The organism is Jidongwangia harbinensis (genome assembly GCF_020216025.1).
Lineage (GTDB): Bacteria > Actinomycetota > Actinomycetes > Mycobacteriales > Micromonosporaceae > Actinoplanes > Actinoplanes harbinensis.
In genome coordinates this window covers 26,413-53,316 of sequence record NZ_JAIWNC010000012.1, presented here as the reverse complement: position 1 = coordinate 53,316, position 26,904 = coordinate 26,413, and the positions used below count along the sequence as shown (strand labels likewise).

General features: G+C 74.8%; 26 protein-coding genes. 16 read left to right on the top strand and 10 right to left on the bottom strand.

Annotation, left to right across the window (positions count from 1 at the left end; all coding sequences use genetic code 11):
- Nucleotides 1-10: 10 nt before the first annotated feature.
- The 8 genes from LDL48_RS17720 to LDL48_RS17685 all read right to left on the bottom strand — a co-directional run bounded on the left by LDL48_RS17720 (nucleotide 11) and on the right by LDL48_RS17685 (nucleotide 6,859).
- The gene (locus LDL48_RS17720; protein WP_225256255.1) at nucleotides 11-820 is read right to left on the bottom strand and encodes an urease accessory protein UreD; all 810 of its coding nucleotides are present in this window, start codon (nucleotides 818-820) and stop codon (nucleotides 11-13) included.
- Nucleotides 821-1,091: 271 nt separating this feature from the next.
- Entirely contained in the window at nucleotides 1,092-1,823 is a 732-nt protein-coding gene (gene ureG, locus LDL48_RS17715; RefSeq protein ID WP_308016466.1) for an urease accessory protein UreG, read from the bottom strand.
- A gap of 179 nt (nucleotides 1,824-2,002) precedes the next feature.
- Complete coding sequence (locus LDL48_RS17710; protein ID WP_225256254.1) at nucleotides 2,003-2,647, bottom strand: urease accessory protein UreF; 645 nt, start codon at nucleotides 2,645-2,647, stop codon at nucleotides 2,003-2,005.
- Nucleotides 2,647-4,365, bottom strand: a complete 1,719-nt coding sequence (locus LDL48_RS17705) for an urease subunit alpha (protein WP_225256253.1) — start codon at nucleotides 4,363-4,365, stop codon at nucleotides 2,647-2,649. The genes LDL48_RS17710 and LDL48_RS17705 overlap by 1 nt, the downstream gene beginning before the upstream one ends.
- A gap of 31 nt (nucleotides 4,366-4,396) precedes the next feature.
- Entirely contained in the window at nucleotides 4,397-4,807 is a 411-nt protein-coding gene (locus tag LDL48_RS17700; protein ID WP_225256252.1) for an urease subunit beta, read from the bottom strand.
- Complete coding sequence (locus tag LDL48_RS17695; protein ID WP_225256251.1) at nucleotides 4,804-5,106, bottom strand: urease subunit gamma; 303 nt, start codon at nucleotides 5,104-5,106, stop codon at nucleotides 4,804-4,806. Before LDL48_RS17695 ends, LDL48_RS17700 begins: the two co-directional genes overlap by 4 nt.
- A 119-nt stretch (nucleotides 5,107-5,225) precedes the next feature.
- A complete protein-coding gene (locus LDL48_RS17690; protein ID WP_225256250.1) occupies nucleotides 5,226-5,603 on the bottom strand; it encodes a RidA family protein in 378 nt (125 codons plus the stop codon).
- A gap of 14 nt (nucleotides 5,604-5,617) precedes the next feature.
- On the bottom strand, nucleotides 5,618-6,859 hold the full coding sequence (locus tag LDL48_RS17685; RefSeq protein ID WP_225256249.1) for an amidohydrolase/deacetylase family metallohydrolase: 1,242 nt from the start codon (nucleotides 6,857-6,859) through the stop codon (nucleotides 5,618-5,620).
- Nucleotides 6,860-6,953: 94 nt separating this feature from the next.
- Here LDL48_RS17685 and LDL48_RS17680 point away from each other — a divergent pair, with 94 nt between their 5' ends.
- The 8 genes from LDL48_RS17680 to LDL48_RS17645 all read left to right on the top strand — a co-directional run bounded on the left by LDL48_RS17680 (nucleotide 6,954) and on the right by LDL48_RS17645 (nucleotide 13,723).
- Nucleotides 6,954-8,171, top strand: coding sequence for an alanine racemase (locus LDL48_RS17680; protein ID WP_225256248.1), 1,218 nt, complete (start codon nucleotides 6,954-6,956; stop codon nucleotides 8,169-8,171).
- Nucleotides 8,172-8,184: 13 nt separating this feature from the next.
- Nucleotides 8,185-8,421 carry a hypothetical protein gene (locus tag LDL48_RS17675; RefSeq protein WP_225256247.1) on the top strand — a complete coding sequence of 79 codons (237 nt, stop codon included), beginning with the start codon at nucleotides 8,185-8,187 and terminating at the stop codon, nucleotides 8,419-8,421.
- A 44-nt stretch (nucleotides 8,422-8,465) separates the two neighbouring features.
- Nucleotides 8,466-9,023 (top strand): GNAT family N-acetyltransferase, encoded by a 558-nt coding sequence (locus LDL48_RS17670; RefSeq protein ID WP_225256246.1) that lies wholly within the window; start codon nucleotides 8,466-8,468, stop codon nucleotides 9,021-9,023.
- 111 nt (nucleotides 9,024-9,134) lie between these two features.
- A complete protein-coding gene (locus tag LDL48_RS17665; RefSeq protein ID WP_225256245.1) occupies nucleotides 9,135-9,572 on the top strand; it encodes a hemerythrin domain-containing protein in 438 nt (145 codons plus the stop codon).
- Entirely contained in the window at nucleotides 9,566-10,405 is an 840-nt protein-coding gene (locus LDL48_RS17660) for a 2-phosphosulfolactate phosphatase (RefSeq protein WP_225256244.1), read from the top strand. The genes LDL48_RS17665 and LDL48_RS17660 overlap by 7 nt, the downstream gene beginning before the upstream one ends.
- Nucleotides 10,406-10,516: 111 nt before the next feature.
- Entirely contained in the window at nucleotides 10,517-12,319 is a 1,803-nt protein-coding gene (gene aspS / locus LDL48_RS17655) for an aspartate--tRNA ligase (protein ID WP_225256243.1), read from the top strand.
- Nucleotides 12,316-13,104, top strand: a complete 789-nt coding sequence (locus LDL48_RS17650) for an SDR family oxidoreductase (RefSeq protein WP_225256439.1) — start codon at nucleotides 12,316-12,318, stop codon at nucleotides 13,102-13,104. The genes aspS and LDL48_RS17650 overlap by 4 nt, the downstream gene beginning before the upstream one ends.
- A 130-nt stretch (nucleotides 13,105-13,234) precedes the next feature.
- Nucleotides 13,235-13,723: a GyrI-like domain-containing protein gene (locus LDL48_RS17645; RefSeq protein ID WP_225256242.1), complete on the top strand. Its 489-nt coding sequence runs from the start codon at nucleotides 13,235-13,237 to the stop codon at nucleotides 13,721-13,723.
- Between the two features lie 3 nt (nucleotides 13,724-13,726).
- On the opposite strand, the gene LDL48_RS17640 is transcribed toward LDL48_RS17645, so the two are convergent.
- A complete protein-coding gene (locus tag LDL48_RS17640) occupies nucleotides 13,727-14,821 on the bottom strand; it encodes a questin oxidase family protein (RefSeq protein ID WP_225256241.1) in 1,095 nt (364 codons plus the stop codon).
- Between the two features lie 33 nt (nucleotides 14,822-14,854).
- The gene (locus tag LDL48_RS17635; RefSeq protein ID WP_225256240.1) at nucleotides 14,855-15,328 is read right to left on the bottom strand and encodes a GNAT family N-acetyltransferase; all 474 of its coding nucleotides are present in this window, start codon (nucleotides 15,326-15,328) and stop codon (nucleotides 14,855-14,857) included.
- A 58-nt stretch (nucleotides 15,329-15,386) separates the two neighbouring features.
- On the opposite strand from LDL48_RS17635, the gene LDL48_RS17630 reads away from it, so the two are divergent.
- From LDL48_RS17630 to alaS, 8 genes are all read left to right on the top strand, one after another.
- On the top strand, nucleotides 15,387-15,959 hold the full coding sequence (locus tag LDL48_RS17630) for an ArsR/SmtB family transcription factor (protein WP_225256239.1): 573 nt from the start codon (nucleotides 15,387-15,389) through the stop codon (nucleotides 15,957-15,959).
- Nucleotides 15,956-17,233, top strand: coding sequence for an MFS transporter (locus LDL48_RS17625; RefSeq protein ID WP_225256238.1), 1,278 nt, complete (start codon nucleotides 15,956-15,958; stop codon nucleotides 17,231-17,233). The genes LDL48_RS17630 and LDL48_RS17625 overlap by 4 nt, the downstream gene beginning before the upstream one ends.
- 40 nt (nucleotides 17,234-17,273) lie before the next feature.
- Entirely contained in the window at nucleotides 17,274-17,486 is a 213-nt protein-coding gene (locus tag LDL48_RS17620) for a hypothetical protein (RefSeq protein WP_225256237.1), read from the top strand.
- A 73-nt stretch (nucleotides 17,487-17,559) separates the two neighbouring features.
- Nucleotides 17,560-19,350, top strand: a complete 1,791-nt coding sequence (locus LDL48_RS17615) for an AAA family ATPase (RefSeq protein ID WP_225256236.1) — start codon at nucleotides 17,560-17,562, stop codon at nucleotides 19,348-19,350.
- Nucleotides 19,347-23,336 (top strand): hypothetical protein, encoded by a 3,990-nt coding sequence (locus LDL48_RS44215; RefSeq protein WP_272493064.1) that lies wholly within the window; start codon nucleotides 19,347-19,349, stop codon nucleotides 23,334-23,336. Before LDL48_RS17615 ends, LDL48_RS44215 begins: the two co-directional genes overlap by 4 nt.
- A gap of 82 nt (nucleotides 23,337-23,418) precedes the next feature.
- Nucleotides 23,419-23,877: a DUF948 domain-containing protein gene (locus LDL48_RS17605; protein WP_225256235.1), complete on the top strand. Its 459-nt coding sequence runs from the start codon at nucleotides 23,419-23,421 to the stop codon at nucleotides 23,875-23,877.
- A 25-nt stretch (nucleotides 23,878-23,902) separates the two neighbouring features.
- Nucleotides 23,903-24,208 carry a hypothetical protein gene (locus LDL48_RS17600; RefSeq protein WP_225256234.1) on the top strand — a complete coding sequence of 102 codons (306 nt, stop codon included), beginning with the start codon at nucleotides 23,903-23,905 and terminating at the stop codon, nucleotides 24,206-24,208.
- On the top strand, nucleotides 24,205-26,889 hold the full coding sequence (gene alaS / locus LDL48_RS17595) for an alanine--tRNA ligase (RefSeq protein ID WP_225256233.1): 2,685 nt from the start codon (nucleotides 24,205-24,207) through the stop codon (nucleotides 26,887-26,889). Before LDL48_RS17600 ends, alaS begins: the two co-directional genes overlap by 4 nt.
- Nucleotides 26,890-26,904: the final 15 nt, after the last annotated feature.

Here is a 26,904-nt window from a genome sequence, read left to right as displayed (position 1 = left end):
GCCGCCGGGATCAGCCGGTGGGGACCGGGACGGGGTCGCACAGCGGGTCCAGGGCCGCGCGGACCGCACGGATGTCGGTGCCGACGGCGACCGCCAGCATGCCGGGACCGGCCAGCGGCATCACCGCGGCATCCCCGGGCAGGACGCGCGCCGGCGGCAGGTCCGGGCCGGCGACGATCACCGAGCCGGTCGCCCAGCCTGCGCCGGATGGTTTGTGGGGCGGGTCGGTTGCTTGGGCCGCGCCGGCCGGTTCGTGGGGCGGGCCGCCGAGGACGGCCGCTCCCGCCCAGCCCGGCGCGTCCGGCCCGATGGCCAGGTCGTGCCGGTAGAGGGTGGCCCCGGCGTACCGGATCGTGGTCCGCGTCCGGACGTCGCCGGCCGGTTCGCCGTGCCGGCCGCACACCAGGTCGTCCCGCCAGACCAGGCGACCGCCGGCCGCCACCTCGACGTGGGTGGTCGTCCGGTGATCGCAGCCGGACGCGGCGATCAGGGGTTCCGGAAGCCAGCGCAGGGCCGCCCCGGACGCCACCGCCGCGCGCACCGCCAGCCGCGACGGCGGCATGCCGGGACGCCCGGGCAGTGCCAGCGACGCCGCGACGCTGCGCACGTCGAGTTCGGCGCCCGGACCGACCTCGATCTCCAGCCGCAGGTCGTCCCCGCGCAGCGGACCGGCGGCACCGCCGACCAGGTGCACGGTGGCGCCGCCCGCGGTGGCCGGTCCGGTGCGGCGCAGCAGGAGCGGCGACTCACCACGGAGCACGGCCAGGCGGGTGCCGCCCCGGCCGTCAGCCTCGGCCACGATCCGTGCCGACGCCCTCATCGGCGGCCCGCCCGGCGGCTCATCGCCGGTTCACCCGGGGTCATCCGCTCGCCTCCGCGGTCGCCATCCGGGGTCATCCGCTCGCGCCTGCGGCCGTTATCCGGGGTCGCCCGCTCGCGCCTGCGGTCGGTATCCGGGGTCGCCCGCTCGCGCCTGCGGTCGGTATCCGGGGTCGCCCGCTCGCGCCTGCGGTCGGTATCCGGGGTCATCCGCTCGCCCCCGCGGCCGCCACCAGGCGTCACCCGCTTGCGTCCGCGGCTGCCACCAGGCGTCACCCGCTTGCGCCTGCGGCCGCCACCCGGGCCGTGACCAGCGCCCGCACCCAGTCCGCCACCGGTGCCGCCGCGGGATCCTCGACCAGCGACAGGAACACGGTCGGCAGTGCCCCGCGCCGCGCCGTGGCGTCGCGGTCCATCACCGTCAGGTCCGCGCCGACCAGCGGGGCGAGGTCGGTCTTGTTGATCACGAGGAGGTCGGCGGTGGTCACGCCGGGACCGCCCTTGCGGGGGACCTTGTCGCCGCCGGCCACGTCGACCACGAAGATCTGCCGGTCGATCAGGCCCTTGCTGAACGTGGCGGTCAGGTTGTCGCCGCCGCTCTCCACCAGGACCAGGTCCAGCGGGCCGAGCGACGCCTCCAGGTCCTCGACCGCGTCCAGGTTGGCGGAGATGTCGTCGCGGATCGCGGTGTGCGGGCAGCAACCGGTCTCCACCGCGCGGATCCGGTCCGCCGGCAGGACGCCGTTGCGCAGCAGGAAGTCGGCGTCCTCGGTGGTGTAGATGTCGTTCGTCACGACGGCCAGCCGCAGTTCCGCGCCGAGCGTGCGGCACAGCGCCGCGACCAGCGCGGTCTTGCCGGACCCGACCGGGCCGCCGATGCCGATGCGCAGCGCTCTCGGGCCGGTGGTCAGCGGCGCGTGCGGGTCGACCCCGGGGTCGGGGTGGGTGTGCGGCACCTCGTCCGGACCGTGCTCGTGGTCATGGCCGGGTTGCTCAGCGTGCACGGCGCACCTCCGGTGCTGGTCGGGAAGTCGGAAGGGAGAAGGGCGAGGCGGCGCACCCCGGTGCCGGTCGGGGGTCCGGACGTGAGTCGCCGAAGCGGCGCACCTTCGGTGCCGGTCGGGAAGTCGGAACGGGAGAAGGCGAGGCGGCGCACCCTCGGTGCCGGTCGGGAGTGGGAAAGTCAGGAGGCAAAGAGGCGCACCTCCCACGTCGCGTGCTGTTCGGCGCCGATGTCCAGCAGCGGCGCGCCGGCCGCGGGCAGGTCGTCGACCGGGGCGGCGGTGCGGGACGCCGCGTCGGCCGCGATCCGGTCGCACTCGGGGGCGAGGCGGGCCAGCAGGGCGTGCACCGCGTACGGATCGAGGCCGAGCAGCCGGACCGCGGCGCTCGCCGGGCCGGTCACCGTGCCGTGCGCGGCGGCCACCGCGGCCGCCGCCGGGTCCAGGCCGGCCGCGGCGGCCACCGCGCCCAGCGCCACCGGATGGTGTGGCTCCCGGCCGACGGCGGCCACCGGCCACATGGCCCGGCCGGCGCGCAGCAGGGCCCGGCCCTGGGCGCGGGACGCCCGGCGCAGCGCCGGAGACGGGGTTCGCGCGTCCAGGCCGGCGTCCCACACCGGCCATTCCGCGGTGCGGGCACAGGCCGCGGCGGCGAACGCGGCCGCGACCCGGCCGGACGTGGCGAGCCGGCCGTGCAGGAAGCCGCTCAGCCCGGCCAGGTCGCGTACCCGGCCGGACGACACCGCGGTCTCCAGGCCGCCGGAGTGGGCGTGCCCACCGGCCGGCAGCCGCCCGTCGGCGAGCACGAGCAGGGTGGCGAGTGACATCAGAACAGGAAGTACCGCTGGGCCATGGGCAGCTCGGTCACCGGGTCGGGCTCGACCACCTCGCCGTCGATGCGCACCTCGAACGTGTCCGGCTGGACCTCGATGCGGGGGAGCGCGTCGTTCAGCGGCATGTCCGCCTTGCCCACCGCACGGGTGTCCGCCACCGGTGCGAACCCGCGCCGGCAGCCGACCCGGTCGCCGACCAGGGCGTCGATCGCGGCCGGTGCGACGAACGCCAGCGACGTCTGCGACGGGACCACGCCGTAGGCGCCGAACATCGGGCGGGGGAGCATCGGCTGCGGCGTCGGGATCGAGGCGTTGGCGTCGCCCATCTGCGCGTACGCGATCATCCCGCCCTTGATCACCAGTGCCGGGCGGACACCGAAGAACGCCGGGTCCCAGAGCACCAGGTCGGCCAGCTTGCCGGGCTCGACGGAACCGACCTGACCGGCGATGCCGTGCGCCACGGCGGGGCAGATCGTGTACTTGGCGACGTACCGCCGGGCCCGGAGGTTGTCGGCGGCGCCGTCGCCGGGCAGCGACCCGCGCCGCGCCTTCATCACGTGGGCGGTCTGCCAGGTGCGCATGACCACCTCGCCGACCCGGCCCATCGCCTGCGAGTCCGAACCGATCATGGAGATCGCGCCCAGGTCGTGCAGCAGGTCCTCGGCCGCCATCGTGGACGGGCGGATCCGGCTCTCCGCGAACGCCAGGTCCTCCGGCACCGACGAATTCAGGTGGTGGCAGACCATCAGCATGTCGAGGTGCTCGCTGAGCGTGTTGCGGGTGTACGGCCGGGTCGGGTTCGTCGAGGACGGCAGCACGTTGGCGTGCCCGGCCACGGTGATGATGTCCGGTGCGTGCCCGCCGCCCGCGCCCTCGGTGTGGTACGCGTGGATCGACCGCCCGCCGATCGCCCGCACCGTCTCCTCGACGAAGCCGGCCTCGTTCAGCGTGTCGGTGTGGATGGCCACCTGCACGCCGGACGCGTCGGCCACCCGCAGCGCGGTGTCGATGACCGCGGGTGTCGTACCCCAGTCCTCGTGCAGTTTGAAGCCGCCGGCGCCGCCGCGGAGCTGTTCCCACAGCGACTCCTCGGACATCGTGTTGCCCTTGCCGAGCAGCAGCACGTTGATCGGCCATGCGTCGATCGCCTCGAGCATCCGGGCCAGGTGCCAGGCGTTCGGCGTGACCGTGGTGGCCTTGGTGCCCTCGGCCGGGCCGGTGCCGCCGCCGATGATCGTGGTGATGCCGCTGGCCAGCGCGGTGTCCAGGATGGTGGGACTGATCAGGTGGACGTGGCTGTCGATGGCGCCCGCGGTGAGGATCTTGCCGTTGCCGGCGATGATCTCGGTGCCGGCGCCGATCACCAGGCCGGGGTGCACGCCGTCCATCGTGTCCGGGTTGCCGGCCTTGCCGACCGCCACCACCAGCCCGTCGCGGATGCCCACGTCGGCCTTCACGATGCCCCAGTGGTCCAGCACCACGACCCCGGTGATCACCGTGTCGGGGGTGCCCTCGGCGCGGGTGGCCCGGGACTGGCCCATCGACTCGCGGATCACCTTGCCGCCGCCGAAGACCACCTCGTCGCCGGGGACCGGACCGGCGCTGCGGTCCTCCTCGACCTCGATGAGCAGGTTGGTGTCGGCGAGCCGGATCCGGTCGCCGGTGGTCGGGCCGTAGAGCGCGGCGTACCGGCCGCGGTCGAGAAAACTCATGCCGGTGCTCCGGTCCGGGCGGGGGGCCGGCTCACCGCGGGCTCCCGTTCGACGGCTGATCGGGCTCGGTGTCCTCGTCCAGCGAACCGGCCGGCTCGATGTCCGCCGGATCCGGCGCCGGTGGCGGCGGGGTGTCCAGCGGGCCGCCGGCCAGCCCGCGCAGCCCGGGGACGATGCGCCGCCCGGCGAGCGGCACCAGGTCGACGTCCCGCGGCAGGCCCGGCTCGAACCGCACCGAGGTGCCGGCCGGCACGGCCAGCCGGTGGCCCCAGGCGGCGGCCCGGTCGAACTCCAGCGCCGCGTTGGACTCGGCGAAGTGGTAGTGCGAACCGACCTGCACCGGCCGGTCTCCGGTGTTGCGCACGGTCAGGGCCAGCACCGTGCGCCCGGCGTTGATCTCGATGTCGCCGGTGCCGGCGATGATCTCCCCGGGCACGGTCATGAGATCGGCCCGTGCACGGTGACCAGCTTGGTGCCGTCCGGGAAGGTGGCTTCCACCTGCACCTCGGCGAGCATCTCGGGCACGCCGTCCATGACGTCGTCCCGGGTCAGCACGCGCCGGCCGGCGTCCATCAGGTCCGCCACGGTGCGCCCGTCGCGGGCGCCCTCCAACAGGAACGCGGTGATGATCGCAGTGGCCTCCGGATGGTTGAGCCGCAGCCCCCGCTCACGCCGCCGCCGGGCCACATCGGCCGCGACGTGGATGAGCAGACGCTCCTGCTCGTGCTGGCTGAGGAACAAGCCGGCCTCCCTGTCTGTCGCCCAGCGCATGTTGGCAGCCGTACGTTTCCGATGTGTAACCCCCGGTGAACCGTGCGGCCCACTGATCAAAGCACGACCCACCGACAAAACCGGGGCGCTCAGCCGAGGTACAGGATCGCGTCCACTTCGATCGCCATGCCCTCCAGCGCGACCGGGATGGTGGTGCGCACCGGCGGGTTCGCCCCGGTCAGGTACTGCGCATAGATCTCGTTCAGCTCCGCGAAGTCGCCGAAGTCGCGCAGGTAGACGCCGACCCGGACGGCCTGCTCCAGGCTGCCGCCGGCGGCTTCGGCGCACGCCGCGAGGTTGCGGAAGGCGGCGTGCGCCTGCTCGGCGAAGCTGCCGGTGACCCGGGTGCCGTCCGGCCGGGCCGGGATCGCACCGGCCAGGTAGACGGTGTCGCCGGCCACGACGGCCTGCGAGTACGGACCGCCGGGTGGGGCGGCCTGGTCGGTGTGGACGGCGCGTGCGGGCACGGGGACTCCCTCGGTCAGCGGACGGGAAACTGCTCGGCCAGCCCGTCCACACCGACCAGAGGCGTGGCGAGCAGGCTACGGAGATCATCCTCCCGCCGGGCGAGCGCGGCGCGCTGGGCGTCGGTCAGCGGGATCCACTCCGGCGGCGGGGCCGGCAGCTGCGGGTCCAGGCGCCGCCCGGCGACGTACGTCTGCTCGTTGACCAGCCGCAGCGGCGCCCGCCGGATCCGCCGGTGCGCGTCGGCCACCTCGAACCCGCCCTCCTCCACCCGGAACACGGCCAGGTCGGCCGGGACGCCCACGACCAGAGTCCCGGCGGCCAGCCCGAGGGCCCGGGCCGGATGCACGGTCGTCGCCGCGACCACGTCGGACAGCGAAAGGCCGGCGGCGAGCAGCTTCGCCATGGTGGTGGGCAGGTCGAAGGCGGGACCGTACAGCGAGCGGGCGTGCAGGTCGGTGGAGATCGTGTACGGCGGCAGCCCGCTCGCCAGCTGCGCCTCCACCACCTCGAACGAGAACCCGCCGGACCCGTGTCCGATGTCGAAGAGCACGCCGCGCCGGTGGGCCGCGAGCGCCGCCGCGCCGAGCGGACGGGCGAACGCGCTCGCGCAGTGCGTGACGATGTCCCCGGGCCGCAGCAGTTCCAGCACCTCGTCGACGGCCGGCGGCGCCACCCCGACGTGCGCCATCACCGGCACCCCGCCGGCACCGGCCGCCGCCAGGGCGCGGCGCAACGGCTCGACGCCGTTGCCACCGACGGTCTCGGCGTCGATCCGCACCTTGATCCCGACGACCAGATCCCGGTGGTCACGCACGGTCCGGGCGGCCAGCTCGGCGTCGCAGGAACCCAGATCACGACCCTCACCGGTACGCGCGGCCAGCCCCGGTCCGGCGATGTTCAGCAGCACCGGCCCGCGGACCCGCCGCCCGGCCGTCGCCGCGCGCAGCCCGGCCAGCGTGTACGCCCCGGCCGAACCGGCGTCCACCCAGGTGGTGACGCCGGTGTACCAGGCGATCGGGTCCGGGTCGACGCCCCAGTAGCCGGCGCCCGGGTAGACGTGCGTGTGCAGGTCCACCAGGCCCGGCGTGACCAGCCGCCCGGTGACGTCGACGGTCCGGCGGGCGCCGCCGCCCAGGTCCGCTCCCACCGCGGCGATCCGTCCGCCGCGCACGGCCACGTCCAGCCGCCCGGACCGGCCGCCACCCGGGTCCAGCACGTCGCCGCCGGTGAACACCAGGTCGTACGGCTCCGGCACGCGGACGCCTCCGAAACTGTCGGCGGTGCTTGGTAGCTTCCACAGCGTGCTGGACCCCGGTTCCGGCGGTCAAGACTCGGGAGGCTGCCTCGTCATGCTCGACATCCCCGCTGGGCCGATCGACTGGCGCGCCAAGGGCTTCTGGGCGCCCGACGGCGTGCGGACCGCGGCGGAGCTGGCCGAGACGCGGCCGGGCCTGTTCGACGGCGGCTTCACCTGGCCGGTGCTGGTGGTCAGACGCGCCGCGGTCGAGGCGAACGTGGCCACCATGGCGGCCTACTGCGCCCGCCACGGGTTCGACTTCGCACCGCACGCCAAGACCACCATGGCGCCCGGGCTGATCGCCGCGCAGTTCGCGGCCGGCGCCTGGGGGATGACCGTGGCGACGCCCAACCAGGCGCTGGTCCTGCGCCGCCTCGGGGTGTCCCGGGTGCTGATCGCCAACCAGGTGCTCGATCCGACGGCGCTGCGCTGGCTGGCCGCGGAGCACACCCGCGGCGCCGAGGTGTATTTCCAGGTCGACTCCGTGGCCGGGGTCGAGGTGGCCGCCGCCGCGGTGCGCGGTCACCCCGGCGTGCTGCGCGTGCTCGTCGAGCTGGGGCATGCCGGCGGGCGCACCGGTTGCCGTACCCTCGCCGATCTCGCCTCGGTGGCCCGCGCGGCCGCCGCGGCCGACGGGCTCGACCTGGTCGGCGTCACCGGATACGAGGGCCAGCTCGCCGAGCTGGCCGAGGTCGACGCGTTCCTGGACCGGCTCGCCGAGGGGGTGCGGACGCTCTCCGCCGCCGGCCTGCTGCCGGCCCGGCCGCTGGTGTCGGCGGGCGGCAGCGCCTGGTTCGACCGGGTGGCCGAGCGGCTGGCCGGCGCCGGGCCCGGCCGGCTGATCCTGCGCAGCGGCGCCTCGGTCACCCACGACGACGGTTTCTACCGGGAGCGGACGCCGTTCAACCGGGTGCCCGGCGAGGGCCCGCTGGTGCCGGCGCTGGAGATGTGGGCGCAGGTGCTGTCGACACCGGAGCCGGGGCTGGCGATCGCCGGGATGGGCAAACGGGACGCGCCGATCGACGAGGGCCTGCCGGTGGTCACCGCGATCCGCCGGGGCGGCACGCTGGCACCGGCGCCCGGCCTCGCCGTGACCCGGCTCAACGACCATCACACCTACCTGTCGGTTCCGCCCGGCGTGCAGGTCACCCCGGGCGACCTGCTGCGCTTCGGGCTCTCCCACCCGTGTACGGCGTTCGACAAGTGGCGGGAGATCCCGGTGGTCGACGACGACCTGCACGTGGTCGACGTCCTGCACACCTACTTCTGAGCCGGGGACGCCGATGATCCCCAGACCGCTCCGGCACGCGGGCGTCCGCGAACTCGGGCCGCAGCTGGCCCTGTCCGCCGCGCCCGGCCTGGAACAGGTCGCCGGCTGGCTCCGCGGCGTGCGGCAACCGGGTCGACCACCTGGCGTTCCCCGGTTGTGCGCGTTCGCCGAGGCGGTGTGGAGCGGCGGGACGTCGCCCGCCTGGGGTCCGACCGGCTCCACGTTCGGCGTTTCCGGCTCCGGGATCTGACGTGGACGGCCGGAACTGTCGTACCCGCGCGAGACGATTTCGGCATGGCAGCGGACACGGACTTCTGGCTGGAGGCGTGGGACGGGCGCGGGCTGACACTGGAGCACCGCGCCAACATCCCGTCGATGAAGACCTATCTGGGCGGCACCGAGACCGAGGACTCGATCGTCGCCCGGCACCGGCGGATCCTCGCGTTCACCGGCGCCGGCACCGGTCGGATGTTCCTGATCCTGGTTCCGGGCGTGGCCGAGCCGGTCGGGTCGGTCGGTTACTGGGAGCGGCAGTGGCAGGGCGACACGGTGTACGAGATGGGCTGGAAGGTGCTGCCCGGCCACCAGGGCCGCGGGCTCGCCCGGGCCGCCACGGTCACCGCGCTCGGGTTCGCCGCCGCGGTGGGACGGTGCCGGTGGGCGCACGCGTACCCGAAGGTGGGCCATGCGGCGTCCGACGCGGTCTGCCGCACGGCGGGGTTCGAGCTGCTCGGCGAGTGCGACTTCGAGTACCCGGCCGGCCACCCGATCCGCTGTCACGACTGGCGTTACGACCTGGCCACGCTTTCCGCGTCGGTGGCCGGGTCCGGCTCGGTGCGGAGGGCGCCATAGCCGGGCGGATTGACGGCGCCCGTGCCGGTTTGATCGGATCGGGGACAGCGTCGCGGTGCACCCGGCCAGGAGACCGCCGAGGGTACGGAGGCGCCGGACCATGGGATCTTCGTGGCGGACGACGAGGAGTACGGGCGGCTGACCGCGCTGGGTCAGCAGCTGATCGAGACGCATGTGCGGCTGCTCGGCGCACTGGACGACCTGCGCGACGGCGCACCGCCGCCGCGCGAGCTGGCCGACCACTGCCTGGCGTTCTGCGCCGCGGTGACCCGGCACCACACCGAGGAGGACACGTCGGTGTTCCCGCTACTGGCCGCGCGCCACCCGGAACTGCGGGACGTCCTCGACGGGCTGGAGCGCGACCACCGCATGGTGGCCGGCATGCTCGCGCGACTCGCCGAGCTGGCACAGCGCCTGGACGAGGACGGTGCCCGCGCCGAGCTGGACGGGCTCGCCGCGCTGCTGGAGTCGCACTTCGTCTGGGAGGAGAAGCGGCTCGCCGGCGTTCTCGACGCCCTCGACCCGGGCGAATGGCGGCCGCGGTGGTGAGGGACTGCTACACCCAGGCCGGGTACGCGGTCCGGTTCGACTGGGGACCGGAAGGCGCCGACGCGGTGGCACCCGGCGCGGCGTTCGTGGCGGTGGTGGACGTGCTGTCGTTCACCACCACGCTCACCGTCGCGGTGGAACGGGGGATCGCGGTCCTGCCGTACCGGTGGCGGGACGAGTCCGCGCACGCGGTGGCCCGTGCGCACGGTGCCACGCTGGCGGTCGGCCGGTCGGCGGCGCGGGCCGGGCAGGTGAGCCTCTCGCCGGGGAGCGTGCTGCGGGCGACCGGCGTGGAGCGGCTGGTGCTGCCGTCACCGAACGGTTCGACGGTCGCGGCCCGGCTCGCCGACGCGGGCGCCACCGTGGTGGGGGTGTCGCTGCGCAACGCGGCGGCGGCCGCGGCGTGGATCCGGTCACGCGCCGACGACCGTCCTGCCTCGCCCGGTCAGCGCGCGGGCGGGGAGGCGATGGCGGCAGCGACGGCCGCGGCGTTCGGTGGTGGCACGGTCGCGGTGGTGGCGGCCGGGGAACGCTGGGACGGCGGGCCGCTCCGGCCGGCGGTCGAGGACCTGTGGGGTGCGGGCGCCTTCATCGCCGCCCTCACCGACGGACTCCCGGTGCCGGCCCGGCAGATGCTGTCGCCGGAGGCCCGGATGGCGCTCGCCGCGTTCCGGGACGTCGCCGGCGACCTGCCGGGGGCGCTGGCGGCCTGCGCCAGCGGGCGCGAACTGATCGGCGACGGCTACCCCGACGACGTCACGCTGGCCGGCGCCCGTACCGACTCGGTCGCGGTGCCGGTGCTGGTGGACGGCTGGTTCGTCGGTGCCAGGTGACCGCGGCACCGGTGCGGCGCCGGGGGCAAGGTCCGGCCCGGCGGGCACGTGACCCGGGCGCCCCTGACAGAATGTCGGTTGCGTCCGTGAACCCTGTGAGGAGACCTTCCCGTGATCCGTACCCATGACGCCGGCAGCCTGCGCGCTGGCGACGCCGGCACGACGGTGACGCTCGCCGGGTGGGTGGCCCGCCGGCGCGACCACGGTGGTGTCATCTTCGTCGACCTGCGGGACGCCTCCGGTGTGGTGCAGGTCGTCCTCCGCGAGGAGGACGCGCACGCGCTGCGCAACGAATACTGCGTCACGGTGACCGGTGAGGTCACCCGCCGCCCGGCCGGCAACGAGAACCCCGACCTGCCGACCGGCGACGTCGAGGTGACCGCCAGCGCGCTGACCGTGCTGTCCGAGTCGGCGCCGCTGCCGCTGCCGGTGGACGACGACATCACCGCGTCCGACGACCTGCGCCTCAGGTACCGCTACCTCGACCTGCGCCGCAGCGGCCCGGCGCAGGCCCTCCGGCTGCGTTCCCGGGCCAACCACATCGCCCGCGAGGTGCTGCACGCCCGGGACTTCCTGGAGATCGAGACGCCGACGCTGACCCGGTCCACCCCGGAGGGTGCCCGCGACTTCCTGGTCCCGGTCCGCCTGCAGCCGGGCACCTGGTACGCGCTGCCACAGTCCCCGCAGCTGTTCAAGCAGCTGCTCATGGTCGGCGGCATGGAGCGGTATTACCAGATCGCCCGCTGCTACCGCGACGAGGACTTCCGCGCCGACCGGCAGCCCGAGTTCACCCAGCTGGACATCGAGATGTCGTTCGTCACCCAGGACGACATCATCGCGCTGGGCGAGGAACTGGTCGTCAAGCTCTGGGGCGAGCTGGCCGGGCACACGGTGCCGACGCCGATCCCGCGGATCACCTGGCACGACGCGATGAACCGGTACGGTTCCGACAAGCCCGACCTGCGGTACGGCGTGGAACTCACCGAACTCACCGACTACCTGCGGGGCACCGAGTTCCGGGTGTTCGCCGGCGCCATCGACAACGGCGGGTACGTGGGCGCCGTGGTGATGCCGGGCGGCGCCACGCAGACCCGCAAGGAACTGGACGGCTGGCAGGACTGGGCGAAGGCGCGCGGTGCCCGCGGCCTGGCGTACGTGGTGCTGGACGCGGAGACCGGCGCGGCCCGCGGGCCGGTCGCCAAGAACCTGTCCGAGGCGCATCTGTCCGGCCTGGCCGACGCGGTCGGGGCGAAGCCGGGCGACGCGGTGTTCTTCGCCGCCTCCACCGAGCGCCGGGAGGCGCAGGAACTGCTCGGCGCGGCCCGCATCGAGATCGCCCGGCGCTCCGGGCTGATCGACGAGTCGGCGTGGGCGTTCTGCTGGGTGGTGGACGCGCCGATGTTCGAGAAGACGGACGAGGGCGGCTGGACCGCGGTACACCACCCGTTCACCTCGCCGAACGAGGAATGGGCGGACAAGTTCGAGACGGCGCCGGACCGGGCGCTGGCGTACGCCTACGACATCGTCTGCAACGGCAACGAGATCGGCGGCGGCAGCGTCCGTATCCACCGCGGCGACGTCCAGTCCCGGGTGTTCGACCTGCTCGGCATCTCGCCGGAGGAGGCGCAGGACAAGTTCGGCTTCCTGTTGGAGGCGTTCAAGTACGGTCCGCCGCCGCACGCCGGCATCGCCATCGGCTGGGACCGGACCTGCATGCTGCTGTCCGGGAACGAGTCGATCCGCGAGGTCATCGCGTTCCCGAAGACCCGCGGCGGATTCGACCCGCTGACCTCCGCACCGACCCCGATCACCGCGCAGCAGCGGCTCGAGGCCGGCATCGACGCCAAGCCGAAGGCGACCACCGCGACCCCCGGCACCGACGGTGTCGCCGCTCCGGTGGAGCGGTCCAACTGACCCGTGTCCTGGTCGTCGGCGCCAGCGGCTACCTCGGCGGCGAGGTGGCGCGGCTGGCGTCGGTGGCCGGGCCGGACGTCACCGGCACGTCCTCGGCGGACCTGGACATCACCGACCGTTCCGCGGTGCTGAGCCTGGTCCGCGAACTGCGGCCGGACGTGCTGGTCAACTGCGCCTACCGGGCGGATTCGTGGGCGATCTGCGCGGACGGCGCCGCGCACGTGGCACTCGCCGCGGCCGACGTCGGCGCGCGGCTGGTGCACGTGTCCACCGACGCGCTGCACGCCGGCCGGCCGACGCCGTACCTCGACGACGACGAGCCCACCCCGGTGCACCGGTACGGCGCCGCGAAGGCCGCCGCGGAGACCGCCGTGGCCGCGATCGACCCGGCGGCGGCGATCGTCCGCACCTCGCTGATCATCGGCGACGACCGCAGCAAGCAGATCCAGCTCGCCCTGGACCTGAGCACCGGCCGCCGGTCCGGCGCCCTGTTCAGCGACGAGTTCCGCTGCCCGGTCGCGGTCGCCGACCTGGCCGCGGCGGTGCTCGAGCTGGCCGCGTCCGGCTACTCCGGAACGATCAACGTGGCCGGTCCGGAGGCGCTGAGCCGGGCCGACCTGGGCCGGCTGGTCGCCGCCGCGCACGGCCTGGACCCGTCGGCCGTCCCGGTGAGCACGATCGCGGAGAGCGGCCTCGGCGCCCGGCCCGCGGACGTACGCCTGGACAGTGCCCGGGCCGCCGCGCTGCTGCGCACGCCACTGCGTCCGGCATCCGACTGCATCTGATCCACTCCGCCGGTGCCTGGACTGCGGCGATTCGGCCGGTACGATTTGACCGGTGAGCGGCGGCCGCAGAGTCGCGGATCCGTTTCTGCCCTTTCTGACGTGTGCATCGGATGTGGAAGCGGAGGCGGCCATGGAGCCGACCGTGGTCCAGCGCGCCGAACAGCCCTATGTGGGGCGGCGCGAAACGATCACCATGACGGAGTTCGCTACGGTCGCCGACCACCTGCCGACGATGTTCGGCTGGCTGGCGGAGCGCGGTGCGCCGATCGTCGGGCCGCCGTTCTTCCGGTACCGGGTGATCGACATGTCGGCCGAGCTGGTGGTCGAGGCGGGCATTCCGGTGGGCGGGCCGGTCGACGTGGCGGAGCCCACGTTCACCGACACGCTGCCCGCCGGACGGTACGCCACGGTCACCCACGTCGGGCATCCGGACGAGCTGATGGCGGTCACCGCCCGGCTGCTGGACTGGGGGCGGGACCACGGCCTCGCGTTCGACGTGACGCAGACGCTGGAGGGCGAGGTCTGGGGCTGCCGCCTGGAGATGCTGATGACGAACCCGGCCGAGCAGCCGGACATGCACAAGTGGGAGACCGTGCTGTTGTTCCGCCTGGCGGACTGACGGTCAGTCCGCCGCGATCAGCGTGGTGGCGTGGTCGGCGGCGGCGAGCAGCGCCGGGTCGGCGTGCCGCCGGTACGCCTCCACGGCCGCGTCGGCGAACTTGATCGCGTGCGGGTCGCCGGAACGCGCCGCCCGGTCCATGCTGGACGCCGGGTCGCCGGGACGCGCCGCCCGGTCCGTGCTGGTCGCCGGGTCGCCGGGACGCGCCGCCCGGTCTGTGCTGGTCGCCGGGTCCGCCGGATCGCCGGGCCGGGCCGGCGGGTGGGCCTCGGCGGGGGAGTAGGCGGCGGTCACCGCGGCGGCGGCCGCCCATCCGGCGGCCAGACCGGATGCGTGCAGCGCGGCGGGCAGGGACGGCAGGGCGCGTAGGACCGCGGCGGGTGCCGTCGCGGCGTGCACCAGCATCACCGGACTGCCGTACCCGCGCGTGTGATGCCGGAGCACCGCGGCCTCGACGATCTCCGCCAGGCCCTGCGCCGCGGACCCGTCGGCCGCGGTCCGCGGTGGGCCGGGCAGGTCGGCGAGTTGCGCCAGGCGGTTCCGGATGCCGAACCGCTGATCGGGTACGCGGGGCACGGCGTCCAGCGCGGCCCGGGGGTCCGACCGGCGGTACGGACCGGCGCCGGCCGGGGCGAGTGGTTGCCAGCGGGCCGCCCAGTAGGCGAGTCCGCGGCCGAGTTCGGCGATCCGCGGCCGGGTCTCCTGGGCGCGCAGGGCCCGGACCGCATGCCCGACCCGGATCACGCCGTGCGTGGCGCCGGCCGCGATGCCGGGCAGCAGGCGCGGCCACCACTCGGTCAGCACGTCGGTCCACGGCCGGTCGCGGACCGCCCGGTCGAAGAAGGCGATCCAGTCGCCGGTGCGTGTCGGGTCGCCGAGCGGGTCGCGCCATTCGTCCGGCGCGATCGGGGCGATGCCGCGGGGTGCCTCCTCCAGCCGGTGTGCGTAGTCGTCGAGGAAGCGGTGCACGTCCGTGCCGTGGCCGTGCCGCACCAGGGCCTCGGCCGCCATCGGTGCGTGGTTGGACAGCCAGCCGTGGCGTTCCGGGCCGGTGTCGCGTAGCCGTTCCAGCGCCTCGTCCAGAATCCCGTCGGTCATTCGGGCAGCGTGCAACCTGAAGCCTGGTCGAGGTCAAGGGGCGACGCGGCGCATCGCCGGGTCGGGGGTACGGACGAAGCCGAGCGATGCGTACAGCGGCTCGCCGTCCGCCGAGGCGCGCAGGTCGACGGTGCCGACGCCGCGGGTGCCGAACCAGTCCAGCAGCGCCCGCATGCAGGCCCGGGAGTAGCCGCGGCGGCGGTAGGCGGCGTCGGTGGCCACGTTGTAGACGTACCCCCGCAGTCCGGTCGGATCGCGCGGACCCGGCAGTCGCTGATCGATCTGCCCGACCACGCACGCCGCGAGTCCGTCGCCGTCCGGGCGGTCCACCACGAAGGCGGCGACCGCCGGGTCGGGGCCGGTCAGGAGCCGGCGCACCACGTCCGCGCCGGCCTGCTGCCAGTCGCCGGTGACCGGGTGGCCGCCGGTCATGCTGCCGATCATCACGCCGCGCAGGCGCATGATCTCGTCCGCGTCCGCCGGCCCGGCCGGTCGTGCCTCGATCATCGTCCGATGCTATCCAGAGATACCTTGCACAATTTCTGTGCACAGATATTGTGGATGCATGGCGGAACTCCGGCACGTCGAGTTGAACGCGCGGCAGATCCGCATCCTGGCCCATCCGCTGCGGGCCCGGCTGCTCGCCCAGCTGCGGCTCGACGGGCCGGCCACCGCCACCGGGCTGGCCGGGGCGCTCGGCACCAACACCGGCGCCACCAGCTACCACCTGCGCCAGCTCGCCGACGTCGGCCTGGTCGAGGAGGACCGCCCGGGGCGCGGCCGGGAGCGCTGGTGGCGCTCCGCGCACGACGTGAGCAGCTGGCGGCGCAGCGCGTACGCCGGCGACGAGGACGCCATGGCCGCGGCCGACTGGCTCAACTCCTACGGCGTGCGCCGGCTCGCCGATCTGGTCGAGGACTGGCACCGCGCGGAGGAGAACGAGCCGGTGGAGTGGCAGGAGGCGACCGACTTCTCGGACTACGTCCTGCACCTGAACGCCGGTCAGCTGGGCCGGCTCATCGGTGAGCTGGACGAGGTGATCGAGCGGCACCGGCGGGAGACCGCCGCGGCGCCGGCACCCGACGCCCGGCAGGTCCAGCTCTATCTGTACGGCGTGCCCCGGGTGGGTCCGTCGTGACGGTTCTCACTCCGGTCCAGGTGCAGCGCCGGTTCCTGTTCCTGCTCGGCCTGCGGTGGTTCCCGGTCGGCCTGATGATCCCGGTGTACGTGCTGCTGCCGCTGGAGCGCGGGCTCACCATCGCGCAGGTCGGGCTGGCGGCGGCCGTACAGGGAATCACGGTCCTGGTCCTGGAACTGCCCACCGGGGGCCTGTCCGACGCGATCGGCCGGCGGCCCGTGCTGCTGCTCGCCGGTGCGGTCAACCTGGCCGCGCTCGCCCTGCTCGGGGTCGCCGACACGGTCGCGCTGTTCATGGCGGTCTTCCTGCTCCAGGGCGTGCACCGGGCACTGGACAGCGGCCCGCTGGAGGCCTGGTACGTCGACCAGGCGCTGGCCGCCGACGCCGGGGCCGACATCGAGACCGGGCTCAGCCGCAGCGGCGTGGTGGCCGGTCTCGCGATCGCCGGGGGCGCGCTGCTGGCCGGCGGCGTCGTGGCGCTCGGCCCGGCCGGGCCGGTGTCCGCGCTGACGCTTCCGGTCCTGGTCGCGGTCGGCGTCCAGCTGGCCCTGCTGGTGGCGGTGGCGGCGCTGATGGCCGAACCGCGTGCGGCCCGCGGACCGGCCGCGCTGATCGCCTCGGCGCGCGGTGTGCCCGCCGCGATCGGCGGCGCGCTCCGGCTGGTCCGCCGCTCCCGGGTGATCGCCGCGCTGATCACCGTCGAACTGTTCTGGGGCTTCGGCATGACCACGTTCGAAACCCTGATGCCGGTCCGCCTCGCCGAGGTGGTCGGCGACACCGAACGGGCGGCCGCGCTGATGGGGCCGGTGGGGTCCGCCGGCTGGGGTGCCTCGGCCGCCGGTGCCGCACTGATTCCGCTGCTCACCCGCCGGATCGGCGCGCCGTGGACCGGATTCGCCCTGCGCCTCGCCCAGGGCGTCACGGTCGCCGGGATGGCGTGGTTCGCCGGGCCGGCCGGGGTGATCGGCGCGTTCCTGCTCTGCTACGCCGTGCACGGCGCGGCCGACCCGGTGCACTCCGGGCTGCTGCACCGCCAGGTCGACGGGCCGTACCGGGCCAGCCTGCTGTCGCTGAACTCGATGGTGGGCCAGCCCGGCAGCGCGCTCGGTCTGGTCCTGCTGACCGCGGTGGCCGCCCAGGCCGGCACCGCCTGGGCGATGCTGATCGGCGCGGTCGTCCTGGCCGTGGCCGCGCCGCTGTATCTGGTGGGCCGGCACCGGCCGCCGGTGGGAGCGCTCCAGGATGGAGTTTCGCCGCAGCCAGCGGTGGGGTAACAGCACTTCACAAGCGCTCTCACCCCCCGGAGGAACCAACATGCTCGCCATTGCCGCCGCCGTCGTCTTCGGCATCTACCTGTTGCTCGATCTGCTCGACGTGCAGACGACCGACCTGTTCAACTTCCCCACGTTCGCCTCCCTCGGCCTGCTGCTCCTCTCGCTCTACCTGGCCGGCGTGGGCAGTGGCCCGCGGGCCGGCAACGGCAGCTCCGGCCGGCGCTTCTACGGACGGCGTCCGGGCCGCGGCTGACGCGCCTACCCGGCACCGGCCCGCCTTCGCCGCATTTCCGGCAGTCGAGGGCGGGCCGGTACTCTCGGTGCTGATGGAACTCGACGGGCTCTTCCCCCTGCAGCCGGGCGGCGTCGGCACCACGGCGACGTCCGACGGGCCGTCCGCCGGTTTCGCCGCGCCCTCCGCGGACTCGCCGCTGCCCGTCCGGATGCGCCCGGCCAGCATCGATGAGCTGGTCGGCCAGAAGCATCTGCTGGCGCCCGGCGCGCCGCTGCGGCAACTCGTCACCGGTGCCACCCCGATGTCGGTGATCCTGTGGGGACCGCCCGGCACCGGCAAGACGACCATCGCTCATCTGGTGGCCGCCGCTACGGACCGTAAGTTCGTGGCCATGTCGGCGCTCTCCGCCGGCGTCAAGGACGTGCGCGCGGTGATCGAGACCGCCCGCCGCCAGCGCCGCGCCGGCGGGCCGCCCACCGTGCTGTTCATCGACGAGGTGCACCGGTTCAGCAAGACCCAGCAGGACTCCCTGCTCGCGGCCGTCGAGGACCGCACGGTCACGCTGCTCGCCGCGACCACGGAGAATCCGTACTTCTCGGTCATCTCTCCGCTGTTGTCCCGCTGCGTCCTGCTCACCCTCCAGTCCCTGGACACCGACGCGGTGCGCACCCTGATCCGCCGCGCGGTCGCCGATCCGCGCGGCCTGGGCGGCGCGGTCACGCTCGCCGCCGAGGCCGAGGAGCATCTGGTACGCCTGGCCGGCGGCGACGTCCGCAAGGCACTGACCGCGCTGGAGGCGGCGGCGTCGTCCGCGGCCGCCCAGGGCGTGGCCGAGATCGACCTGGCCACCGCGGAGAAGGCGGTCGACATCGCGGCCGTGCGCTACGACCGCGACGGCGACGCCCACTACGACGTGACCAGCGCGTTCATCAAGAGCATGCGCGGCTCCGACCCGGACGCGGCGCTGCACTGGCTGGCCCGCATGCTGGTGGCCGGCGAGGACGCCCGGTTCATCGCCCGCCGCATCGTGATCTTCGCCAGCGAGGACGTCGGCATGGCCGACCCGCAGGCGCTGCAGGTGGCGACCGCCGCGGCCCAGGCGGTGCAGCAGGTCGGCCTGCCCGAGGCCCAGCTGAACCTGGCCCAGGCCGTCGTGCACCTGGCCACCGCGCCCAAGTCGAACAGCGTCACCACCGCTCTCGGCGCCGCGATGGCCGACGTCCGCGCCGGCCGCGGCGGCGCGGTGCCGGCCCACCTGCGCGACTCCCACTATCCGGGCTCACGTGGCCTGGGTCACGGCAAGGGCTACCGCTACCCACACGACGACCCACGCGGCGTGGTCACCCAGCAGTACGCGCCCGACGACCTGGTCGGCGCGGACTACTACCACCCCTCCGACCACGGCGCCGAGCGTGCCGTGGTGGACCGGCTGCCCCGGCTGCGGCGCATCGTCCGCGGCACCGCGGCACGCGGTGCCGACCCGGTCGCACGCGATCGGGGGGCGGTCGGGCACGGTTCCGGCGTGGGTACGCCCGTCGGCCCTTCGGCCGAAGGCGGGACGGCTCGATCGACCGTAGGCTCTCTGCCCGGTGCTGCTTCCGGGCCGGACGGCCCGGCCCCGGAGGACGCGGCGCGCATCTCCGGGCCGCCCGGCGCGACCGGGCCGGGCAGCGTGGTTGAGCCGGGCAGCGTGGTTGAGCCGGGCAGCGTGGTTGAGCCGGGCAGCGTGGTTGCGCCGGACGGCAAGGTTGCGCCGGACGGCAAGGTTGCGCCGGACGGCAAGGTTGAGCCGGGCAGCGCGGTTGAGCAGGACAGGACGGACCGAGACCGGGCAGGGCAGGACGACGGCGGTGCCGAGACCGCCGAGAAGGGACAGCCGTGACACCGCGGGGTGCCGAGCGGCCCGACGACGACGCCGACCAGCGCAGCGAGCAGACCGGCCGGAGTCGCCGGCTGTTCGGCCGCGGCCGCCCGGAGCCGGTCGAGCCCGAAGTGGTGCCCACCGAGGAGACCGGCTGGCTCGACGACCTGCGCACCGCCAAGCAGCAACGCGGTGCGATCGGACCGGGCACACCGGGCGAAGGCCGGGCCAGCAAGTCCGGCAAGGTGGCGCCCGGGCCGGACGAGGAACCCGACGACGACCTGCCCGGCTACCTGAGCAACGCCGACCCGGCAGGCCCCGGTGCGTCCACGCCGCCGCCCGCCGCCCCGGTCCGCGGCCGCCGTTCCCCGGAGGGCGCGGCACCGCCGCCCGGCCGGGGCCCGTCCGAAGGTGTCGCGCCGCCGCCCGGCCGGCGTCCGTCGGAGGGTGTCGCGCCGCCGCCCGGCCGGCGTCCGTCGGAGGGTGTCGCGCCGCCGCCCGGCCGCCGCCCCGCGGACGGAGTCGCGCCGGACGGGTCCGGGCCAGGTCAGAGTCGTCGGCAGATGACTTCCGGACAATTCGGCGGCCGGATTCCGCCGGTCGCGCCGCCCCCGCCCGGCGCCGGCCGGCCGGTGTCCGGTCCGCCCGCCCAACCGCCTTCCGGCCAACCTCCGGCCGGCCGTCCGCCGTCCGCCGTGCCGCCGTCCGCCGTGCCCCCGTCCGTCCCGCCGCCGGCCCGACGCGGCGGTACCCCCTCCGCGGGCCCGGTGTCCGCCCCGCCCGGCCGCTACGGTCCGTCCGGGCCGGTGTCGGCCGTCCCGCTGACCGGAAACGCCCCCGAGGTACCGCCGTCCGCCGTGCCGCCGCGTGGCACCGGCCGGGTACCCGGCCAGTACGGCACCCCCACCGCCGATCCGGCCGCACCACGCCCGGCCGGGCACGCCGCCCCGCCCGGGCCGGCGGGCGTCCCCGCGGGCCGCTTCCCGGCGCCGGCGGACGGGCCGTCCCGTCATGCCGAGCCGCCCCGTCCCACGCCGGCCGACGACTACCCGACCGGCCGGCACGCCAGCGGCGAATACGCCCAGGTGCCGACGCGGGACACCGACGGCCGGGGGACCGGTCGCCGTTTCCGGCCCGACCCGGACGACGCCGAGAACCGGTACGGCGGCGGTGCCACCGGCCGGCGCGCCCGCCTGCCCGCACCCGACGACGCCGACGAGGGGACCGGGCGGCACGGCCGGCCCGACACCGACGGCGGCCGCCACGGCCAGCACTCCCCGGGCGGCCAGCATTCCGCCCCGGCCCCGGGCGGCCAGCATTCCGGTCCCGCCCCGGGCGGCCAGCATTCCGGTCCCGCCCCGGGCGGCCAGCATTCCGGGCCGATGCCGCGTCCGGTCTCGGGCGGTCAGCACTCCGGTCCGGTCTCGGGCGGGCCGTACTCCGGTCCGGTCTCCCGGCCGATCTCCGGCGGTCAGCACTCCCGGCCCGCGTCGGCGCCGGTCTCCGGCGGTCAGCACGCTTCCGGTGGTCAGCATGTCTCCGGCGGCCAGTACGGGTCCGGTGGTCAGCACGTTCCGGGCGGTCAGCACGGATCGGGCGGTCAGCACGTTCCGGGCGGGCAGCATGCGGCGTCCGGTGGTCAGCATGCCGTGCCCGGTGGTCAGCGTGCGGTGCCCGGTCCGGGTGCCCCGGTTTCGGGCGGTCAGCACTCCGGGCCCATTCCGGGCGGCGGCCTCGGCGGCACCCGGCCCACCTCGGGCGCCGGCCGCCGGGCCGCTCCGGACCCAGCCGAGGACCGCACCGGCGGGTGGCCCGTCGGTACCCAGGGCCGGGGCCGTCCCGGCCGGGACCCGGCCGCGCCGGATGCGGCGGAGGACCGTACCGGCGGGTGGCCCGTCGGTACCCAGGGCCGGGGCCGTCCCGGCCGGAACCCCGCCGTCCCGGGCCAGCCGGCCGTGCCTGGCCCGGCCCGGCCTGCTCAGCCCGCACGCGCCTCGGCCGCCGTGGTTCCACCGGTGGTACCGGGTCGACAGGGTGCGCGCACCCCGGCCGTCCCGGGACGGGCCGGAGCCATGGCGGACAGCCCGTCCGGAGTCATTCAACGTCCCGGCGAAGCCCCGGGGACGCCCGCCGGCCGGGCCAGCGGCCGGCTGCCCCGGCCGGGCAGACCGGGCGCAGCGGGCGGCGCTGCCGGCACCGGCCAGGTGACCGGTTCGGCACAGCCGGGTTCGCCGCCGCGGCAGGCGCCTCAGCGTGGCCGCCCCACGCGGGGACAGGTCCGGCCGGCCGCGGTCCCGCCCGGCGCCGACCCGACCGACCCCGGCCGTGCGGGTGCCCCGAACCCAGGGACGACACCCCCGGGCGCGGTCCGGCCCGGCGCGGCCCCACCCGGCGTCACCCCACCCGGCGTCACCCCACCCGGCGTCACCCCACCGGGCTTCGGCCAGCCGGGCGGCACTCAGCCCGGCGTGGGCCAGCCAGGTTCCCCGCCTCCGGCCCGGCGGCAACCCGGGACGGTCAGTCAGCCGATCCGGCCGGCCGGACCCTCGCCCACGGGCGACGTGACCGGCCGTAGCCGGCACGCTACCGGCGAGGTGACGTCCCGGGCCGCCGCACCGGCGCCCGGCCAGCTAAACCCGCCGGCACCCGCACGCCCGCTACCCGGCGACCCGGCTCGCCCGCTGGCCGGCGACCCGGCTCGCCCACTTCCCGGTGACGCGGCTCGCCCACTTCCGGGCGATCCTGCTCGCCCGCTGCCGGGTGACGCGGCTCGCCCACTTCCGGGCGATCCTGCTCGCCCACTTCCGGGCGACCCGGCACGGCCCCTTCCGGGCGACGTCACCGGCCGGGCCGCCGCGCCAGCCCCGCCCGGACCCGGTCAGCCGGCCGGCCGCGCCCGCCCACCGGCCGCGCCGCCGGGTACCGACCAGTCCGGGCCCGTGTCGTCCCGGGCGTCCAGCACCGGAACGGTCCGCCCGGGCGCCGTGGCGCCGGTCCGTCCCGGCGCCGGATCTCCGGCCCGCGCCGGTGCCTCGGCGCCGATTCGCCCCGGCGCCGGTCCGACGGCACGAACCGCCGCGGGTTCCGCTGCCGCACCCCCGGCCGATGCGGGTCGTCCGCCCGGCCCGGCCCGCGCCGCCGTCGAACCGCCGTCCGGCCGCGTGGTCGGCACTCCGGCGACCGGCCGGGCCGCCGGTGCGGCCGTACCCCCGATCCATGACGACGGCCCGACCGGGGTGGCCCGGGCGAGTGTCGCCGGCGCCCCGGCCCGGCCGCCGGCCGTGGTCCGACCCGGCGCCGATCCGGTCCCGGCCCCCGATCGGGACGACTCCGACCAGGCGGGGGGCCTGCGCGGCGCCCGTTCCCAGCTGCGCCGGCAGTTGCGGGCCAAGCGCCGCCTGCGGGTGCTGACCCTGGTGTCGCTCAGCGTGGTGGTGCTGGGCCTGCTGCCGTTGTTGTTCGGCATCCGGTCGGTGAGCCGGGACCCGGTCTTCCACTCGCTGGACGCGCTCGACGTGCCGTCCTGGGCGGCGAACGACGTCGACGACCGCAGCAGCGGCAGCCGGTGGTGCTTCCTGGAGTGCCGGTTCCGCGAACGTACCGCCCAGTCGGAGCGGCCGTTCGAGGAGACCGCCAACGCGTACGCCACCGCGCTCAAGGGCGCCGGTTGGCAGTCGTGGCAGGTCGCCGCGTGCCCGGAGCAGCCGGTCACGGACGGCCGGTACACCTGCTGGCGGCGTGACGAGTTCACTCTGGACCTGTGGGTGCGGCTGCCGCAGTGTGCGGTGGACGCGGTCGCCGCGCAGAACCCGGCGGCTGTGCCGTCCAGCGGCGTGGTGCCCACCGCGGACCCGGAGAAGTGTGTCGGCTCGACGGTCAGCATCAAGGTGCAGAACGCGGTCACCGATCCGCGCGGCAAACCGGTCACGCCGGGGCCGGTGGGCGAGACGCCGGATCCCGTTCTCAGTAACGATCCTCTTCTGGAGCCGACACCGTCACCGTCGTGACGCGGGCAGCGGTCACGGACGGTAGGGTCTGCACGTTGTCCTGCCGTACGACCCGATCACCCGCCAGTAGAGGAGACGCTTGATGGACGCCGGAGAAATCGCAGGCCTGATCGCGGCGGGCGCCTTCCTGATGCTCGTCCTCGTGCTCGCCGTACCGATTCTGAAGCTCGGCAAGACCGTGGACGCGGCCACCCGGACGATCAACGAGCTGAACGAGCGCACCGGCCCGCTGCTGGGTGACGTCAACCAGTCCGTGCAGCACGTCAACACCGCGCTCGGACAGGTCCAGGTCACTTTGGACGGTGTGAACCTCCAGCTCGCCAAGGTCGACACGATGACCAGCCACGCGCAGAACGTCACGGCCAGCGTGGCCAACCTGGCCACCGTCGTGTCCGCGGCGGCCGCCAACCCGTTGATCAAGGTGGCCTCGTTCGGTTACGGCGTGCGCAAGGCCGCCGCCGCCCGCCGCCACGCGGAGGACGAGCGCGAGGTCCGTGCCACCCTCAAGCAGCGCCGCAAGGCCGCCCGCGCCGCCCGCTGAGCTTTCCGAGAAGGGAACCATCCACATGAAGCGCCTTCTTTGGCTCGGTGTCGGTCTCGCGGTCGGCGCCCTCGCCGTCCGCAAGCTGACCCGGAAGGCGAACGAGTTCACCCCGTCCGGCATCGCCACGTCGCTCTCGGAATCCGCTGGCGGCCTGGTCGAGTCGATGCGTAGCTTCGTGGACGACGTCCGCATCGGCATGGCCGAACGGGAGCAGGAGATCCAGCAGGCCTTCGCCTCGGGCGAGTTGTATCACGACGAGTTCGCCGACCTGCGCGACGACGAGCAGACCGGCACACGCGGGCGGCATGCCCAGGAGGGCCAGCGATGAAGACGGCGGAGATCAAACGGCGCTTTCTGGCGCATTTCGAGGCCAACGGGCACGCGGTCGTGCCGAGTGCCCCGCTGCCGGCCATCGACGACCCGAACCTGCTGTTCATCAACGCCGGCATGGTCCAGTTCGTGCCGTTCTTCCTGGGCCAGCGGACCCCGCCGTACCAGCGGGCGACGAGCGTGCAGAAGTGCATCCGTACCCCGGACATCGACGAGGTCGGCAAGACCAGCCGGCACGGCACGTTCTTCCAGATGAACGGCAACTTCTCCTTCGGTGACTACTTCAAGGAGGGTGCGATCCAGCTGGCCTGGGATCTGTCCACCCGGCCGGTCACCGAGGGCGGGTTCGGCATGGACCCGGAGCGGATCTGGGCGACCGTCTACCTCGACGACGACGAGGCGATCGACCTGTGGCGGCGCACCGGCCTGCCGGCCGAGCGGATCGTGCGCCGCGGCAAGAAGGACAACTACTGGTCGATGGGCATCCCGGGCCCGGCCGGACCGTGCTCCGAGCTGTACTACGACCGCGGGCCGGACTACGGCCCGGACGGCGGCCCGGAGGTCGACGAGGACCGGTACCTGGAGTTCTGGAACCTGGTCTTCATGCAGTACGAGATCGCCGACGTCCGCTCCAAGGAGGAGTTCCGGATCGTCAGCGAGCTGCCGGCCAAGAACATCGACACCGGCATGGGCCTGGAGCGGATCGCGTCGATCCTGCAGGGCGTCGACAATCTGTACGAGATCGACGAGGTCAAGCCGATCCTGGACCGGGCGGCGGCGCTGACCGGCAAGCGGTACGGCACGCAGTCCGGCCACGCGGCGAACCAGTCCCACCCCGACGACGTACGCCTGCGGGTCATCGCGGACCACGTGCGCACCTCGCTGATGCTGATCGGTGACGGCGTCACGCCGAGCAACGAGGGCCGCGGGTACGTGCTGCGCCGGATCATGCGCCGGGCGATCCGGGCCATGCGGCTGCTCGGCTGGCAGGGTGCGGCGCTGCCCGAGCTGCTGCCGGTGGCGCGGGACTGCATGTCCCCGTCGTACCCGGAACTGGCCGAGGAGTTCGGCCGGATCTCCACCTACGCGTACGCGGAGGAGGACGCGTTCCTGTCCACCCTGCGCGCCGGCACCACCATCCTGGACACCGCGATCACCGAGAAGAAGGCGGCGGGGGAGCAGACCCTCTCCGGCGCGCAGGCGTTCCAGCTGCACGACACGTACGGCTTCCCGATCGACCTGACCCTGGAGATCGCGGCCGAGCAGGGGCTGCAGGTCGACCAGGACGGCTTCCGCCGGCTGATGGCGGACCAGCGGTCCCGTGCCAAGGCGGACGCGGCGGCGCGCAAGACCGGTCACCTGGACCTGTCGGCGTACCGTGCGGTGCTGGACGCGGGCGGCCCGGTCGAGTTCACCGGCTACCAAGAGGTCTCCCGCGAGTCCCGGGTCCGGGCGGTACTGGGTTCCGGCGGCGCGAGCATCCCGGCGGCCGGCGAGGGCGAGTTCGTGGAACTCATCCTGGACACCACGCCGTTCTACGCCGAGGGCGGTGGCCAGCAGGCGGACACCGGCCTGATCAACGTGGGCGGCGGCCAGGTCGAGGTGGTCGACGTGCAGCAGCCGCTGCCCGGCCTGATCGTGCACAAGGCGCGGGTGGTCCGCGGCGAGGTGCGTGCCGGTGAGGCCGGCTTCGCCGAGATCGACGTGACCCGGCGCAAGGCGATCTCCCGCTCGCACACCGCGACGCACCTGATCCACCAGACCATGCGCGACTTCCTCGGCGAGTCGGCCACCCAGGCGGGTTCGCTGAACGCGCCGGGCCGGCTGCGGTTCGACTTCAACACCCCGGGCGCGGTGTCGCCGTCCGTGCTGCACGACGTGGAGCAGCAGGTCAACGAGGTGCTGCTGCGCGACCTCGAGGTGCACGCGTTCATCACCTCGCAGGAGGAGGCGCGCCGGCTGGGCGCGATGGCGCTGTTCGGTGAGAAGTACGGCGACGAGGTACGGGTGGTCGAGGTCGGCGACTACGCACGGGAACTGTGCGGTGGCACCCACGTGGCCCGCTCCGGCCAGCTCGGCGTGGTGAAGATCCTGCACGAGTCGTCCATCGGTTCCGGGGTGCGCCGGGTCGAGGCGCTGGTCGGCATCGACGCGTTCGGTTTCCTGGCCAAGGAGCACCTGCTGGTGTCCCGGCTGGCGGAGCTGTTCCGGGTCCCCGGCGACCAGGTCGCGGACCGGGTCGAGCAGACCGTGACGGCGCTGCGGGACGCGGAGAAGGAACTGGAGAAGCTGCGCGCCCAGATGGTGCTGGGCGGTGCGGGCGCGCTCGCGGCGCAGGCGAAGGATGTGCGTGGAGTGGCGTACGTGGGCACCGAGGCACCCGAGGGGGCAGCGGGCAACGACGTGCGTACCCTCGCGCAGGAGATCCGTGGCAAGATCGACGCGGCCCGCCCCGCGGTGGTCGCGGTGACGGCGCGCGCCAACGGCAAGGCGTCGCTGATCGTGGCGCTGAACGCGGCGGCCAAGGGCCGCGGACTGTCCGCGGCCGACCTGGTCAAGGGTGCGCTGTCCGGCCGGGGCGGCGGTAACGCCGACCTCGCGCAGGGTGGCGGCGTGCCGGCGGATCAGGTGCCGGCGTTGTTGGCGGCGGTGGAGAAGGCGGTCGGTGACGCCGCCTGAGCGGAAGGCGGAACC

Bases quoted from the DNA above. Each gene is read 5' to 3' on its own strand.
- LDL48_RS17720 (WP_225256255.1), bottom strand. From the start codon at position 820: ATGAGGGCGTCGGCACGGATCGTGGCCGAGGCTGACGGCCGGGGCGGC.
- LDL48_RS17710 (WP_225256254.1), bottom strand. From the start codon at position 2,647: ATGTCACTCGCCACCCTGCTCGTGCTCGCCGACGGGCGGCTGCCGGCC.
- LDL48_RS17705 (WP_225256253.1), bottom strand. From the start codon at position 4,365: ATGAGTTTTCTCGACCGCGGCCGGTACGCCGCGCTCTACGGCCCGACC.
- LDL48_RS17700 (WP_225256252.1), bottom strand. From the start codon at position 4,807: ATGACCGTGCCCGGGGAGATCATCGCCGGCACCGGCGACATCGAGATC.
- LDL48_RS17680 (WP_225256248.1), top strand. From the start codon at position 6,954: ATGCTCGACATCCCCGCTGGGCCGATCGACTGGCGCGCCAAGGGCTTC.
- LDL48_RS17675 (WP_225256247.1), top strand. From the start codon at position 8,185: ATGATCCCCAGACCGCTCCGGCACGCGGGCGTCCGCGAACTCGGGCCG.
- LDL48_RS17670 (WP_225256246.1), top strand. From the start codon at position 8,466: ATGGCAGCGGACACGGACTTCTGGCTGGAGGCGTGGGACGGGCGCGGG.
- LDL48_RS17645 (WP_225256242.1), top strand. From the start codon at position 13,235: ATGGAGCCGACCGTGGTCCAGCGCGCCGAACAGCCCTATGTGGGGCGG.
- LDL48_RS17640 (WP_225256241.1), bottom strand. From the start codon at position 14,821: ATGACCGACGGGATTCTGGACGAGGCGCTGGAACGGCTACGCGACACC.
- LDL48_RS17635 (WP_225256240.1), bottom strand. From the start codon at position 15,328: ATGATCGAGGCACGACCGGCCGGGCCGGCGGACGCGGACGAGATCATG.
- LDL48_RS17630 (WP_225256239.1), top strand. From the start codon at position 15,387: ATGGCGGAACTCCGGCACGTCGAGTTGAACGCGCGGCAGATCCGCATC.
- LDL48_RS17620 (WP_225256237.1), top strand. From the start codon at position 17,274: ATGCTCGCCATTGCCGCCGCCGTCGTCTTCGGCATCTACCTGTTGCTC.
- LDL48_RS17615 (WP_225256236.1), top strand. From the start codon at position 17,560: ATGGAACTCGACGGGCTCTTCCCCCTGCAGCCGGGCGGCGTCGGCACC.
- LDL48_RS17605 (WP_225256235.1), top strand. From the start codon at position 23,419: ATGGACGCCGGAGAAATCGCAGGCCTGATCGCGGCGGGCGCCTTCCTG.
- LDL48_RS17600 (WP_225256234.1), top strand. From the start codon at position 23,903: ATGAAGCGCCTTCTTTGGCTCGGTGTCGGTCTCGCGGTCGGCGCCCTC.
- alaS (WP_225256233.1), top strand. From the start codon at position 24,205: ATGAAGACGGCGGAGATCAAACGGCGCTTTCTGGCGCATTTCGAGGCC.